Consider the following 14107-nt stretch of genomic DNA (forward strand, 5'->3'; position numbering starts at 1 on the left):
GCACGGAATCGATTTCCCGTAGCGGGGCGCCGTTTCGCGAGGAATCAGGCGGTGATCTGCTCCTCGATTTGTTCGGCGAGCGTGCGCAATCGGGCCGCGAATTCGCGGGCCGCGGCCGGATCACCACTGGAACCCTTCACTACTCGCCTGGTCAGCGCGACCAGCCGGGATTCCATCGTGGAGAACAGATCGACCGACCGATCGCCGCCCGTTTCGGTCACTTCACCGCGCAGCCACGCCTGCAATCGCTCGACCACCTCGGCCTCGTCGAAACGCTCCGGCAGCAACGCGATCGCCTCGCGCAGCTTGCCGGCCGTGACCTTCCCGCCGGGGGCGCCCGCGATCGTCGTGTACACGGTGACCGCCGCGTCCTCGCCGTGCTCCGCGGCCACCGGGAGCAGCTCGCGAACCTGCCCCTCGTTGATCGTCGGCGCGACCGGGTGCAGCCGGGCGGCCAGCGGCCACGCGCGAATCAGCTTGTGCGCGTAGGACCGTTGCATATCCCAGCGCTGCTCGACGTAATCGTCGAAAGTGGAGTACCGAGCGCGGTAGAGGCGCCCGTCCCGCACGATCTGCAGCGCGCGGCCCGCCGCCCAGAACGCGATGCGCAGCGAGTCGATCGAGGACTCGCACGCGCTGAGCTGTTCCTGTTCGCGCCGGTTCAGCGGACCGTCGCCCGCCGCGGGCAGCGGCATGGTGAGCACGTCGGCCAGCTTCTCCGTCGCCGTCGACGTCGGATTCGCGATCACCGGCTGCACCGGCGGCGAATCCACGGTGACGCCCACGTTCGGTGCGGGACTATTGGGCACGGGCGCGGCTTCGCGGAGCGATTGCGCCCCGCCTGGCCGCTCCGCCACCGGCTCCGACCCGCGCGAAGGCGCATTCGCGGTAACCGGCGGAGCTTCCGTGCCGCGCGATTCCGCGAGCACCTCCGCCACCGGCCGGAGGCGCTCGGATCGCCATTCGGCGTCGCGCAGCGGCGAGACGGGCGGTGTGTGTTCGGCGTTGTCGGACAGTGGATTCGCGGACCCGCCGATGGAACCCTTCCTACGTTGCGGAGGCATCAGGCCGACACCTCCACCGCGACCCGGTACGGAGCGACCAGTTCGTCGCCCACCTGCTGATACTCGCCGAGATCCGCGATCGGGTTCTCGGCGCCGTCGCCGACCTCACCGTCGGCGGCCTCGCGATACCACTTCCACGCGCTCAGATAGGACGCGAACACGTCGTATCCGGCGTCTTCCAAATTGCCGCGCTGCGTTCGGTATTCGGTGGAGACGTTGACGCCGTTCTTCATGGTGACCGGCACCTTCGTCATCAGCACTCGCACCCGGATTTCCCGGTCGGTTCCGGCGGCGGCCTCCGCGGCGGCCCGATAGGTGCTGGGCACGCGCTTCACCTCCGACGGACTCACACTGGTCAGCAATACCAATTCGTCGCTTGCCGGAATGGCCGCCTTGAATATCTCGGCTGATTCACCGCCCGCGTCGACGATGACGACGTCGTATTTGTTCGCGTTGTCGTGGATGCAGTCGTCGACGTGCCGGGACGGAAAGGCGATCAATTCGAACGGCACTTCGACCCGCCCCTTGAGCAGCCTGCGATACCAGGAATATCCGGTCTGGCTGAGCGGGTCCGCGTCGATGACCAGTACCCGCAGCTCGTGCACCCTGGCGAAATAGCAGGCCAAGAAGAAGGCAGAGGTTGTTTTTCCGACACCGCCCTTGAGATTCCCCAATGTGATCACGAGGGGTTTGGGCAGTTCCAACGGCGCAACAGAATTCGTCATGGACAGTCCTCCGAGTGTGAGGAGTGCAAGAAACTCTGGCGGAACGAGTCTTACACAGCTCGAGTGAACTACCGTTGATTGAGACACGTCTTTTTTCGACGACCGTGTCCAATTGGACACAGCGGCCCGACGGCCGGTCAACGATCGAAGTGGCCGAAAACCGTCCGGCAGAGATCGAATGCTCTTGGCCGATTTAATTAGCAAAGCTAACAATTAGCCCTCGGCCCCCGGTCAGCCAGCGATTAGCCCGCAACACAGCGGGTAGCTCCCGACCATGGACCACTCACAAGCTCCCCTGGTGGACGCACTCGCCGCGTATCACCGCGCGGGCCGGTACGGGTTCACCCCGCCGGCTCACCGGCAGGGACGCGGTGTCGACGAGCGCGTGCTCGACACGATCGGGCGGGACGCTTTCCGCTCCGATGTACTGGTCGGCCCCGGTCTGGACGACCGCCTGGCCCGCGGTGGCTACCTGAGCGAGGCCGAGGCGCTGATGGCCGACGCGGTCGGCGCCGACACCGCCTTCTTCTCCACGTGCGGCAGCTCGCTGTCCGTGAAGGCCGCGATGATGGCCGTGGCGGGCGGCCAGGGCGGCGGTCTGCTGGTGGCCCGCGACAGTCACAAGTCCATCGTCGCCGGCCTGATCTTCGCGGGCGTGCGGCCGCACTGGATCACCCCGCGCTGGGACGCCGAGCGGCACTTCTCGCATCCGCCCTCGCCCCAGCAGGTGCGCGAGGCATGGGAGCGCAATCCCGACGCGGCCGGCGCGCTGATCGTCAGCCCGAGCCCGTACGGCACCTGCGCCGATATCGCGGGCATCGCCGCGGTCTGCCACGAGCGCGGCAAGCCGCTGATCGTCGACGAGGCGTGGGGCGCCCACCTGCCGTTCCATCCCGAGCTGCCCACCTGGGCGATGGATGTCGGCGCGGATCTGTGCGTGGTGAGCGTGCACAAGATGGGCGCCGGCTTCGAGCAGGGCTCGGTGTTCCACCTGCAAGGCGACCTGGTCGACTCGGCGCGGCTCAGTGCCTGCGCCGACCTGCTGATGACCACCAGCCCTAGCGTGCTCGTCTACACCGCGCTGGACGGCTGGCGCAGGCAGATGATGCAGCACGGGCGCGAATTGCTCGACGCCGCGTTGTGCGTCGCCGACCAGGCCCGCAGCGAGCTCGACCGGATACCGGGCATCGAGGTGATGGACGACGAACTGCTCGGCGTGGAGGCCTCGCACGATCTGGATCGGCTCCAGGTGCTGATGGACGTATCCGCCACGGGCGCAATGGGTTACGACGCCGCCGACTGGCTGCGCGAACACCGCAACATCGATATGGGGCTGGCCGATCACCGCCGGGTCCTCGCGACGCTGTCGATGGCCGACGACAAGGACACCATCACCGCGCTGGTCGAGGGCATGACCGCGTGGCGCGATCAGTTGGAAGACCCGCGGCCGCCGCACATCCGGCTGCCCTCGCCCGAAGAGTTGCAGCTCGAAACCGTCGAACTGCCGCGCGACGCGTTCTTCGGCGAGGTCGAGGTCGTCCCGATCGAGAAGGCGCCGGGGCGGATCGCGGCCGAGCAGCTCACGCCGTATCCGCCGGGTATTCCGGCGGTGGTGCCCGGCGAGCGGATCAACGAGGCGGTCGTGGACTATCTGAAGTCCGGTCACGAAGCGGGCATGAACGTGCCGGACGCGGCCGATTCCAACCTCGACACGGTGCGCGTCGTTCGCGAGTGAGGCGCCGCGGCTCCGCCGGGCGAACCGCCGAATCGGCATGGTGACGCAGGGCCGGCACGACGCCGCCCGCGTGCTCCTGTGACGTCCCCCAATGCTCCGACTACGGACTCCACCCGCGCGCGGCGTGGCCGTAAGGTGGCGATCATGTCGACGACCGAGATTTCCGAGCTCGTCCAGTCCGTCGTGGAGGCGTACCTGCTCGACGGCGAGCGCAGGTACAACCGCGCCGAGGTGGCCGAGCGGTCCGGGGTGTCGCCGTCGATCTCCAAGCGGTTGTGGACGGCGCTCGGCTTTCCCGAAAACCCGGACGACGCCGTCGATTACACCGACGCCGACGTCGACGCGGTGCGGCACTTCCGTGGGCTGAAGGTGGTCGCCGCCTCCGATGTGCGCCAGCAGGCCGCGGCGGCGCGCACCCTCGGCCAGTCCATGGCCCGGCTCGCGGAATGGCAGGCCGATCTGGTGCTGGCCGAGATCGCGGCCAAGGTCGCCGACGCCTCCCGCGACGGCGCGACCGACCCGGCCGAGATCGCCAGGATCGCCACCGAGGAGACGGTCTCGGTGCTCGAGGAGTTGCAGACCTACGCCTGGCGCAGGCACCTGGTCGCCGCGCTGGCCCGTTCCTTCGACAACGAGAGCCCCGCGGAAGATTCCACGCGGGAGCTGGCGGTCGGCTTCGCCGACATGGTCGGCTACACCAGGCTGACCAGGCACCTGCATCCCGACGAGCTGTCCACGCTGCTGGAGGCGTTCGAGTCGACGACGACCGAGGCAATCAGCGAGAACGGCGGCTGGGTGATCAAGCACGTCGGCGACGAAGTGATGTTCGCGGCGGAGACGGCGCAGGCGGGCGCGCGCATCGCGCTGGCCATCCAGGAGTCGACCATGATGGTCGGCGGCACCCCGGACCTGCGGGTCGCGCTGGCCTACGGCCCGGTGCTGCAACGATTCGGCGACCTGTACGGCTCGGTGGTGAACATCGCGTCGCGCCTCACCGGCGTCGCCCGTCCCGGCACCGTCCTCATCGACGACGGGGCCGCGGCGCAACTGGCCGACGACCCGGAGTTCACCGTGCGCCACCTGCGCAGCGTCCGAGTCCGCGGCTTCAACCGACTCCGCCCACACGCACTACGCCGCCCCTGAGCCGCACCCGGCCCAGAACCGCACCACGGGCCCAGCCCAGCGCCGCCCCTGAGCACTGCCCTCGCCGCCGAACACCGCGCCACGGCCAGCATCGAGCCACGGCTCAGCGCCGCCCTGAGCATTACTCCGCTGCCGAATACCGCGCCCACGCCCCAGCACCGCGTCGCTGTTCAGCACTGCGCCGACGCCAAGCACTACGCGGCTCCCTGGCATTTCCCCACCGCCGCGCACGGCGGCGCGTGAGCATTGCCGCAGCCGAACACCGCGCCACACTTCGACGCCGCGCCACGCCGACGCTCGCCACCGCACCGCCGCTGAGCGCCGCACCGACGCTGAGCACCGCGCCGCAACCGGGCGCTGCCTCGCCGCCGAGCACCGCATCGCGGCCCAGCGCCGCGCTCAGCATCACGCCCCGGCACAGCACCGCGTCGCCGCCGAGCACTACGCCACGGCAGAGCACCGCGATGGCCTGAGCACAACGCCGGCGCTCAGCACTACGCCCGGGAACTCCGAGCACCGCATCGCAGCCCAGCACGCAACACGGTTGAGCACTCCCCCGGACCCAGGACTGGGCCACGGGTGAATACCGCACTGCGGTCGAGCACTCAGCTGTGCCGTAGCGCCGTCGCGGCTCGGTTCGCCGTATGTTCCGTACGCGGTTCCCAGGCCCTCGGTGCGGCGTATGCCCGAAAGGTGGGAGGGGCGCGGCGACGTAAGGTCGTGCGGGTGGAGACCGAATGGTTGCGGCTGCGGGAGCGCTGCGTGATCGCCGAGGACGAGGCGATCCTCGCGCTGAACAAGCCCGCGGGGATCTCGGTCACCGGGGAGCGGCACGACACCGACATCGTGGAGCTGGCCGCGGCGGCGGGCGAGACGCTGTACCCGGTGCACCGGATCGACAAGGTGACCTCCGGGTTGGTGCTGCTGGCCAAGGATTTGGGCGCGCACGGCCAGCTGACCAGGCAGTTCAACAAGCAGACGGCGGAGAAGGCGTACCTGGCTGTCGTCGATTCGACCGGGCTGCCGGAGCACGGTGTCATCGAGCTGCCGTTGAGCGTCGGCCGGAAGAACCGCGTGCGGATCGCCGCGCCCCGCGAAAGCATCAAGACCGAGGACGACCGCTGGTTCGTCGACGACGCCGATCTGCTCGCCACCAAGAACTATCCGTCGCTGACCCGCTTCGCGACCGTGCTGCGCACCGAGCGGCGCACCGTGCTCGCGTTGCGCCCGGTGACCGGCCGCCGCCATCAGATCCGCGTGCACCTGGCCTGGATCGGCCACCCGATCCTCGGTGATCCGCTCTTCGACAAGTCCGGCGCCTATCCGCGCGCCCACCTGCATTCGTGGAGACTCGGCCTGGCCGCTTCCTGGCGCACCCCGCCCGAGTTGCATTTGGACGCTTCCCCCGGCGAGGACTTCTGGGCTCCGGTATCCCCGGCCGACCCCGGCGAACTCCTCGACCGCGCAACGGAACTGCTCCGCGTGAATTCCTGACCACAACGGATTCACGCGCGCGATGCGGTCGGCTCCCACTCGGGCGAGCGGCCGAGCTGCCGCAACACCCGATCCATGATCGAACCCGAATCGCCCCCGGCGACCACCGGCGCGAACGCCGCGCCCGGCTGCGATCGGAAGGGCCCGTCGGGAACCGCCTCCGCGATCTCGAGCGCGATCAGCGCCAACTCCTGGCCCGGGTCGATCTTCTCGCCGATCGAGCGCGCCACGTCCCACGCGTGCACGACGCTGTCGACCAGGTGGAACCGGATGGCGGTCGCGGCGGGAAACCGATGCTCGCTGGACAGTTCCGGCAGCAACACGCTGCGCTCGAAGACGTCGGGCTCGGCGAAGGCGGCGGCGACCTCGGCCGCGGCGGCCAGGTAGTCGGCGACCGGATCCGCCGCGATTCGCACCTCCCACGCGCCGGGATCCTCGGCACCCCGCGCCGCTCCCGCGAAGCCGCGGTCCTGGGTGGCCATATGCGCCAGCAGAGCGCGCAAATCCCATCCCGCGCAAGGCGTTTCGGACCCCAGCTGGTCGGCGTCCACGCGCGAGACAACTTCCGCGCACAGCCGGACGGCCTCGGCGTGCAGCCGGCGGAGCCGCTCGTTCGATTCGGTCGTGCCGGCATTTCCTTCGAATGTCGTACTCATGCGCTTATAGTAAGCAGACGCATATCATCTGCCAAGCAGTATTTTTCTAGGCATGCCAGACCCCGACCGACCGGATCTCGCGGCGATGGTCGTGCCGCTCGGCCGCGCCCTCGTCGCCGCGGAACTGCCCGTCCTGGAACGCAACGGCCTCACCATGTGGGCCTACGGAGTGCTGCTCGGCCTGGAACGGGAGCCGGTGTACACCCAGGCCGCGCTGGCCAAGGCCATCGGCGCGGACAAGACCCGGATCATCGGCGTCCTCGACGACCTGCAACGCCGCGGCCTCATCGAACGCGCCCCCGACCCCGCCGACCGGCGCGTCAACCTCGTCTCGCTCACCGGGGAAGGCGAGGCGGTCCGCGCCCGCGCCCAGCGCGAGATCCGCGAACAAGAGGACGAACTGCTGGCGGCACTCCCCCAGGCGGATCGCAAAGCGTTTCTCCGTGCGCTGCACACCCTGTGGTCGAACGCCACCGCCGCGCGGGACTCGTAGACCGCCGGGGACGCGCACGGCACAAGAGCGCCGACTGTGACCGCCACCACTACCGAACGGGGTCCTGCGGCGCGGTGGCGAGCCTCATGAAGACGGACAATGCGCAGGTCATCTAGCCTGGGACAGTGCCGAGCACACAATATGGGCACCCCTCTGACGCAACGGAGCGATCCCTCAGAGAAAGCGAACGCCGATGATCCTGGTGGCTCAGGTCAGCGATACACACTTCGATCTCGGCGCCCGCAACGCCGAACGCGTCGAGCGGGTCATGGCCTTCCTGGCCGACCTACGCCGCAAACCCGACGCCATCCTGGTGACCGGCGACATCACCGACTCCGGCAAGGCCGAGCAGTACGCCGAGGCGCGCGTCGCGCTGGCCGCCGACATCCCCGTCTATCCGATGCCGGGCAACCACGACGACCGCGCCAACTTCCGCACCGCGCTGCTCGGTGAACCGGCCGCGACCACCCCGATCAACAACGCCCACCGGATCGGTGAATTGACTGTCGCCCTGCTGGATTCGAGCGTGCCCGGCGAGGCGGGCGGCGCGCTGAGCGAGGAGACCTACGACTGGCTGGGCGGCGTGCTCGCCGACGCGCCCGCCGACGGACCGATCCTGCTCGCCATGCACCATCCGCCGGTGCACCTGCACAGCCCGATCATCGACGGCATCACCCTCGCCGACCCCGAGCGCCTCGCCGCGCTGGTGGCCGGGGACGAGCGCATCCTCGGCGTGCTCACCGGGCACGCCCACTCCGCGGCGACGACGACGTTCGGCGGCCGCCCGCTGCTGGTCGCGCCGAGCACGGCCTCGGTGCTCGGCGGCGAATGGGAGCTCGAATTGCCGCACCACGTCATGGATTACGCGCCGGACCCGGCGGTCGCGCTGCACGTCATCGACGAGAACCACAATCTGACTACGCATTTCCGGCCGGTCCCGATGGGCGGCTATCTCGGCGTTCAGCCGGACTGACTCGGCGTCGGCCGGATCGCTCAGCGCAGCGAAATCCGCTCGCGCCGGTACGCGGCGGGCGTCACGCCGGTCCAGCGCTTGAAGGCGTAGATGAAGGTCGAGGACTCGGCATAGCCGAGCCGGATCGCCACATCGCTCACCGAAAGCGGTGTGGCGGTGAGCATTTCCTCCGCGAGCGCGCGGCGCACCTCGTCCAGCAGGGCGCGGTAGCTGGTGCCGACGGCGTCGAGGTGCCTGCGCAGAGTCCTGGTGCTCATGTTCAATTCGCGCGCCACCAGATCGATGCCGGGTGGGGCGGCGAAACCGTCGGCGCCGCCGGGCACCAGCAGTTCGCGCACCTCCGCCGCGATGCCGGTGCGGGCCCGGCGGCGGTCGACCAGCTGACGGCACTGCGCGAGACACATGGCCCAGGTGTGCTCGTTGGCCTGCGGCAGCGGCTGTTCCAGCATCTCCGGGTCGATGGTGAACACATTGTGCGGGCGGCCGAAGCCGGGGCGGACGCCGAGCACCTCGGTCATCCGGTCGGCGTATTCGGGTTCGGCGAAACGGAATTCGGCCCGCAGCAGCGGCACCGGACGTCCGAGCAGATCGCTCATCACCTGGTACATGGCCGTGACATCGCGCTCGACGAGGAACTGGCGCACGTCGGCGGGCACCGACTCGTCGTGCACCCGCGCGACGAACTCCCCGGCCTCCCAGTGCGCGACCGGCAGGCAGAAGGTGAAGCTCAGATCGAGGAAGCGCAGCGCGAAGGAGATCGCCTCGCCGAGGGTCGGGCTGCTCACGCAGGCGAAGCCGAAGATGCCGAAGGTGGTGATCCGGTACCGCCTGCCCAGCTCGACGCCCAGCGCGGGCGCGTCGGCCTCGCGGACCAGATTGCGAATCACCGCGAGCTCGGTGTGCGCGTCGATCTGAGCGTCGGGATCGCGTAGCAGGGGCTCGGTCAGTCCGGTACCGGCCAGCATCCGTGCCGCGGGCACACCGTGCTCGCCCGCGTACCCCACCATCAGGGCCACGCTGGCGATGCCGCGCGGGAAGTTCCAGTCGCGGATTCCGGTAGCCAGCACCCGCTCCACAGCCCACATTATGGCCGAAAGTCTCGATGCACCCCGCGGCGCCGGTTCTAGAGTGGAGTCAGTCGGATGCTGTGAGGAGGGTCACATGACAACTGGTGACCGGCCATCGGTTCTCATCATCGGCGCGGGTTTCGGCGGCATCGGCATGGCGATCGAGCTGCGGCGCAACGGAATCCGCGACATCACGATCCTGGAGCGGGCCGCCGATCTCGGCGGGGTGTGGCGAGAGAACACCTACCCCGGCGCCGCCTGCGACGTGCCCTCGCCGCTCTACTCCTTCTCCTTCGAACCGAAGCCGGACTGGCCGCAGCGCTACTCCGGCCGCGACGCCATCCACGACTATTTGCGCGGCGTCGCGCGCAGGCACGACCTGCTCGACGACATCGTCTTCGGCGCCGAGGTGACCGACGCCGAATTCGACGAGCGAACCGGCCGGTGGACGGTCCGCACCGCCGACGGCACCGCGCGAACCGCCGACGTGCTGATCTCCGCGGTCGGCCAGCTCTCCCGGCCCGCGCTGCCGGACATTCCCGGCATCGACACCTTCGCGGGCGCCTCCTTCCACTCCGCCGAGTGGGACCACGACGTGGAACTGGAAGGCAAGCGGGTCCTCTGCGTCGGCACCGGCGCGAGCGCCATCCAGTACATCCCCGAGATCCAGCCGAAGGTCGAGCACCTGACGCTGTTCCAGCGCACCGCGGCCTGGGTCATCCCCAAGTTCGACACCGACTACAGCCCGCTCCAGCACAAGCTGTTCGCCAAGCTGCCCGGCGCGCTGCTGGTGGAGCGGTTCGGGTGGTGGTCGACCGGGGAATTCGTATCGCTCGGGCTGGTCGAGTTCCCCGCGATCGCGCGCGGCGTCGCCAAGATCGCCGAAAAACACCTGCGCAAGCAGGTCCCCGATCCGGAGCTACGGGCCAAACTGACCCCCGACTACCCCATCGGCTGCAAGCGCGGGCTGTTCTCCAACGACTACTACCCCGCGCTCACCCAGCCCAATGTCACGGTCGAGACCACCGCGATCAGCGAGATCGTGCCCGAGGGCGTGCGCACCGCCGACGGACGACTGCACGAGACCGACGTGATCATCTACGGCACCGGCTTCAAGGGCACCGAATTCCTCTGGCCGATGCAGATCTACGGCCGCGGCGGTCGCAAACTCGCCGACGCGTGGGCCGACGGCGCGCACGCCTACCTCGGCATCGCCGTGCCCGATTTCCCGAACCTCTTCCTGGTCTACGGTCCGAACACCAACCTCGCCGCCGGCTCGATCATCTACATGATCGAATCCCAGGCCCGCTACATCCGCCAGGCCGTGCGGCTGCTCGCCGACAATCCCGGCCACTGCCTCGAGGTGCGCGGCGAGCTGGAGCGCGAATTCAACGACGCGCTCCAGCGACGGCTGGCCCGCACGCCGTGGAACTTCTGCACCAGTTGGTACCGCACCGCCTCGGGACGCATCACCAACAACTGGCCGGGAACGGTGTCCAGTTACCGCCGCCGCACCCGCAGACTGAACCGCGACGACTACACCCTCACCAGGGCCGCCTGATCCGGCGAACCCGCCCTCCGCCGCCGCCCCTGGCAGACTTGTCACGTGAGTGATCTGCCCACGGCCGACGGCCGGACCGGTGTCGAGGAGCGCGGGCCGCTGCGCCCGATCGAACTGGCCACCGGCGCGGTACTGGGCGGGGTGACGGTCGGGCTGGTCACGGTCGGGTCCGTGGTTCCGCTGGCAGCCGCGCTGCAAATCGTCGCGGCCGTGCCGATGGGCATGCTCGCGCACCGCTACCGGCCACGCGCGTTGGTCACGGCGACCGCCTCGGCCACCCTGGTCACCTTCGTCGCGGCGGGCATCATGCCCGCGCTCGGCGTGGTCGGGTCGGCCACGATCGGCGGCATCATCGGCGGGGTCAAGCGCCGCGGCGGCGGGCTGATCTCCGTCTTCGTGCTCGCGGTGCTGGCCGGCGCGCTGTGGGGCGCGTTCTCCATCGGGTCGCTGCTGGTGGCCGGACAGACCCGCGAGCTGCTGTTCGACACCATCCGCAACACCGCGAACGGCGTGCAACGGATCGCCGCGCGACAGCCCGCGCTGGAGCCGCTCGGGCGGGCCGCGGCGGAAGTCACCGACGCCGTGCTCGCCTGGTGGTGGGTCTATGTCGGCGGCGGCGTCCTGCTCGGCGTGGTGGTGAGCGCGCTGTTCTCCTGGTTCGTGCTGGGCTCGGTGCTGGACCGGCTGGCCTGGCTGCCCACTCGGGACCGTCTCGACGCGCCGGTGGACGATCGACCGATCGCGCCGCTTCCGGTGACGCTGCGCGCGGCGGGCTTCCGCTATCCGGGCTCGCGCACCGACGCGCTGCGCGACATCGACCTGAGCGTGCGGGTCGGCGAGTTCGTCGCGATCGTCGGCCACAACGGCTCCGGCAAGTCCACCCTCACCCGGCTGCTCGCCGGTCTGCCGCCCACCTCGGGCACGGTGCACCGTCCCGGCTCCGCGGGCCTCGGCCACCTGGGCGGGACGGCCCTCGTGCTGCAACGACCCGAGAGCCAGACCCTCGGCGTCCTGGTCGCCGACGACGTGGTCTGGGGACTTCCCCCGGATCTGGCCGCCGAAGTCGACACCGAGGCGCTGCTCGGCGAGGTCGGCCTTGCGGGCATGGGCGATCGCGAGACCGCCACCCTCTCCGGCGGGCAACAGCAGCGCCTCGCCGTGGCGGCGGCGCTGGCCCGCCGTCCCGCGCTGCTCATCGCCGACGAGGCCACCTCGATGATCGATCCCGAGGGCCGCCGCGAACTCGTCGCGCTGCTCGGCGAACTGCCGCGCCGCCATCCGATGGCGGTGGTGCTGGTGACTCACCACGAGGCCGATGCCGCGGCCGCGGACCGCGTGGTGCACCTGGCGGGCGGGCGCACCGTCGAGCACTTGCCCTTCTGGCCGCAGCCGGTGCGCGACACCCGCCGCAGGCCCGTCGGGGAGACGATCCTCGAACTGCGCGACATCCGGCACACCTACAACCGGGGCACGCCGTGGGAGGCGCCCGCCCTGCACGGCGTCGACCTGGTGGTGCGCCGCGGCGAGGCGCTGCTCGTCGTCGGCGGCAACGGGTCCGGCAAATCGACGCTCGCCTGGATCATCGCCGGCCTGATCCAACCGACCTCGGGCCGCTGCGATCTCGGCGGCCGTCCGGTGACGCGCCAGATCGGCCGGGTGGAGCTGGCCTTCCAGCACTCCAGGCTGCAATTGCAGAAGCAGACGGTCGGCGCGGAGATCTCCGACTGGGGTGGGCGGGCCACCGGGTCGGGCGCGGTCGGCCGAGCTCTGGACGCGGTCGGCCTGGACCGCGCGCTGGCCGCCCGCTCCATCGAGGAACTCAGCGGCGGGCAGGCCAAGCGCGTCGTGCTCGCCGCCATCGTGGCGAGCCACCCGCAGGTCGTCGTGCTCGACGAACCGCTGGCCGGACTGGATCCGGAGGGCCGCGCCGACATCGTGGAACTGCTCGCCCGGTTGCGCGACTCCGGGCTGACACTGATCGTCATCTCGCACGACGTGGCGGACATGGCCGCCGTGTGCGATCGCACGGTGCACTTGAGTTCGGGTCGCATCCTGGAGACGCAGCCGGTCACGGACGCCGCGCCCGCGGCGCATCGCATCGATCCGCACCGCGACCCGCGTTCGGCCGCACCGCCGCGGCCGGGTGACACGGCGTGGCGCTTCGGACACGGGGGTGTCGAATGAGCACTGTCCTGCTTCGCCAAGTGCCGGTGTCCAGCCCCGTGCACAACCTCTGGGCGGGCACCAAGATGATCGCCGCGTTCCTGATCAGCCTGCTGCTGATGTTCTGGCCGACCTGGCCAGTGCTCGGCGCGATGGTCGTCTTCCTGCTCGCGATCGGTCTGCTCGCCCGGCTGCCGCTCGGCACGCTGCCCAGGCTGCCGTGGTGGTTCTGGGCGCTGCTCGGCGCGGGTGCGCTGATCAACCTTCCGGTGGGCGGCGCCGCGGTCCTGCGCTACACCCAGGTGATGGTCTTCGGCCTGATCCTGGTGGCCGCCTCGTTCTTGATCGCGTGGACGACGCCCATGGGCGAGATCGCCCCCGCGCTGGCCAAATTGGGCGCGCCGCTGCGCAAACTCAAAGTCCCGGTGGACGAGTGGGCCGTCGTGGTGGCACTGACGCTGCGCGGGCTGCCGCTGCTGCTCGAGGAGATCCGGGTGCTGCGCGCGGCCCGCAAGCTGCGGCCCAAGGACCGGCTGCTGGACCGCGCGTCCGACAGCCCGATCATCGACATCCTCACCGCGGCCATGGCCGTCGCCACCCGCCGCGCCACCGAGCTCGGCGAGGCCATCACCGCCCGCGGCGGCACCGGACAGCTCACCGCGCGGCCGAGCGCGCCGGGTCGCCGCGACGCGGTCGCGCTCAGCCTCGTCGTGCTCGTGTGCGCGGGCTCGGTGTTGCTCGACGTGCTCATCTGAGCGGTCTCGACGGCTGGGACGACAGCGCGAACCGCGACACGGCAGACTGAGGACCAGATGAATTCGCTGTTCCCCGAACCGGCCTCGGTCGAGGCGCTGAGCGGCGGCGTCGACGCGATCGCGTCGGCCTTCCAGCAGGAGGACGAGCTCAACGCCAAGGCGATCGAGAAGCTCGAGAGTTCCGTCGAATAGGGGTAAGCCCCTTCGCCGAGTCACGTATCGCATGTTGTAGCAAACCTTCAGTACGACATGCCTTCGCGCCACTCCGCGCGTGCGCG

Annotated in this window: 14 protein-coding genes; 10 read left to right on the top strand and 4 right to left on the bottom strand. The window is 69.9% G+C overall.

All coding sequences use genetic code 11. The features are described from left to right. Positions 1-44: 44 nt before the first annotated feature. Positions 45-1064, bottom strand: a complete 1020-nt coding sequence (locus tag FB390_RS02160; RefSeq protein WP_141807435.1) for a hypothetical protein — start codon at positions 1062-1064, stop codon at positions 45-47. Then, entirely contained in the window at positions 1064-1789 is a 726-nt protein-coding gene (locus FB390_RS02165) for a ParA family protein (RefSeq protein ID WP_141807436.1), read from the bottom strand. The genes FB390_RS02160 and FB390_RS02165 overlap by 1 nt, the downstream gene beginning before the upstream one ends. A 274-nt stretch (positions 1790-2063) precedes the next feature. Here FB390_RS02165 and FB390_RS02170 point away from each other — a divergent pair, with 274 nt between their 5' ends. The 4 genes from FB390_RS02170 (at position 2064) to FB390_RS02185 (ending at position 6161) form a co-directional block, all read left to right on the top strand. Continuing rightward, entirely contained in the window at positions 2064-3524 is a 1461-nt protein-coding gene (locus FB390_RS02170; RefSeq protein WP_141807437.1) for an aminotransferase class I/II-fold pyridoxal phosphate-dependent enzyme, read from the top strand. Between the two features lie 141 nt (positions 3525-3665). Then, complete coding sequence (locus FB390_RS02175; protein ID WP_185757194.1) at positions 3666-4667, top strand: adenylate/guanylate cyclase domain-containing protein; 1002 nt, start codon at positions 3666-3668, stop codon at positions 4665-4667. 239 nt (positions 4668-4906) lie between these two features. Continuing rightward, positions 4907-5140, top strand: coding sequence for a hypothetical protein (locus FB390_RS02180; RefSeq protein ID WP_141807439.1), 234 nt, complete (start codon positions 4907-4909; stop codon positions 5138-5140). 253 nt (positions 5141-5393) lie between these two features. Beyond that, the gene (locus FB390_RS02185; RefSeq protein WP_141807440.1) at positions 5394-6161 is read left to right on the top strand and encodes an RluA family pseudouridine synthase; all 768 of its coding nucleotides are present in this window, start codon (positions 5394-5396) and stop codon (positions 6159-6161) included. Between the two features lie 11 nt (positions 6162-6172). On the opposite strand, the gene FB390_RS02190 is transcribed toward FB390_RS02185, so the two are convergent. Continuing rightward, on the bottom strand, positions 6173-6817 hold the full coding sequence (locus FB390_RS02190) for a TIGR03086 family metal-binding protein (protein ID WP_141807441.1): 645 nt from the start codon (positions 6815-6817) through the stop codon (positions 6173-6175). Between the two features lie 52 nt (positions 6818-6869). Between FB390_RS02190 and FB390_RS02195 the strand changes: the two genes are divergently transcribed. Together FB390_RS02195 and FB390_RS02200 are read left to right on the top strand one after the other, a co-directional pair. After that, positions 6870-7310, top strand: coding sequence for a MarR family winged helix-turn-helix transcriptional regulator (locus FB390_RS02195; RefSeq protein ID WP_141807442.1), 441 nt, complete (start codon positions 6870-6872; stop codon positions 7308-7310). Between the two features lie 193 nt (positions 7311-7503). After that, positions 7504-8283: a metallophosphoesterase gene (locus FB390_RS02200; RefSeq protein ID WP_141807443.1), complete on the top strand. Its 780-nt coding sequence runs from the start codon at positions 7504-7506 to the stop codon at positions 8281-8283. A 20-nt stretch (positions 8284-8303) separates the two neighbouring features. Here FB390_RS02200 and FB390_RS02205 read toward each other — a convergent pair whose 3' ends face one another. After that, positions 8304-9359: an AraC family transcriptional regulator gene (locus FB390_RS02205; protein WP_246123816.1), complete on the bottom strand. Its 1056-nt coding sequence runs from the start codon at positions 9357-9359 to the stop codon at positions 8304-8306. Positions 9360-9444: 85 nt separating this feature from the next. Here FB390_RS02205 and FB390_RS02210 point away from each other — a divergent pair, with 85 nt between their 5' ends. From FB390_RS02210 to FB390_RS34595, 4 genes are read left to right on the top strand one after another with little or no spacing between them, the layout of a single operon-like run. Beyond that, on the top strand, positions 9445-10911 hold the full coding sequence (locus FB390_RS02210; protein ID WP_141807445.1) for a flavin-containing monooxygenase: 1467 nt from the start codon (positions 9445-9447) through the stop codon (positions 10909-10911). A 45-nt stretch (positions 10912-10956) separates the two neighbouring features. After that, complete coding sequence (locus FB390_RS02215) at positions 10957-13095, top strand: ABC transporter ATP-binding protein (protein ID WP_141807446.1); 2139 nt, start codon at positions 10957-10959, stop codon at positions 13093-13095. Further along, complete coding sequence (locus tag FB390_RS02220; RefSeq protein WP_141807447.1) at positions 13092-13829, top strand: energy-coupling factor transporter transmembrane component T family protein; 738 nt, start codon at positions 13092-13094, stop codon at positions 13827-13829. Before FB390_RS02215 ends, FB390_RS02220 begins: the two co-directional genes overlap by 4 nt. Positions 13830-13886: 57 nt before the next feature. Beyond that, positions 13887-14021 (top strand): hypothetical protein, encoded by a 135-nt coding sequence (locus FB390_RS34595; protein WP_281292296.1) that lies wholly within the window; start codon positions 13887-13889, stop codon positions 14019-14021. Positions 14022-14107: the final 86 nt, after the last annotated feature.

It is taken from the genome of Nocardia bhagyanarayanae (assembly GCF_006716565.1).
Lineage (GTDB): Bacteria > Actinomycetota > Actinomycetes > Mycobacteriales > Mycobacteriaceae > Nocardia > Nocardia bhagyanarayanae.

Bases quoted from the DNA above. Each gene is read 5' to 3' on its own strand.
- FB390_RS34595 (WP_281292296.1), top strand. From the start codon at position 13,887: ATGAATTCGCTGTTCCCCGAACCGGCCTCGGTCGAGGCGCTGAGCGGC.
- FB390_RS02160 (WP_141807435.1), bottom strand. From the start codon at position 1,064: ATGCCTCCGCAACGTAGGAAGGGTTCCATCGGCGGGTCCGCGAATCCA.
- FB390_RS02200 (WP_141807443.1), top strand. From the start codon at position 7,504: ATGATCCTGGTGGCTCAGGTCAGCGATACACACTTCGATCTCGGCGCC.
- FB390_RS02190 (WP_141807441.1), bottom strand. From the start codon at position 6,817: ATGAGTACGACATTCGAAGGAAATGCCGGCACGACCGAATCGAACGAG.
- FB390_RS02195 (WP_141807442.1), top strand. From the start codon at position 6,870: ATGCCAGACCCCGACCGACCGGATCTCGCGGCGATGGTCGTGCCGCTC.
- FB390_RS02170 (WP_141807437.1), top strand. From the start codon at position 2,064: ATGGACCACTCACAAGCTCCCCTGGTGGACGCACTCGCCGCGTATCAC.
- FB390_RS02210 (WP_141807445.1), top strand. From the start codon at position 9,445: ATGACAACTGGTGACCGGCCATCGGTTCTCATCATCGGCGCGGGTTTC.
- FB390_RS02220 (WP_141807447.1), top strand. From the start codon at position 13,092: ATGAGCACTGTCCTGCTTCGCCAAGTGCCGGTGTCCAGCCCCGTGCAC.
- FB390_RS02165 (WP_141807436.1), bottom strand. From the start codon at position 1,789: ATGACGAATTCTGTTGCGCCGTTGGAACTGCCCAAACCCCTCGTGATC.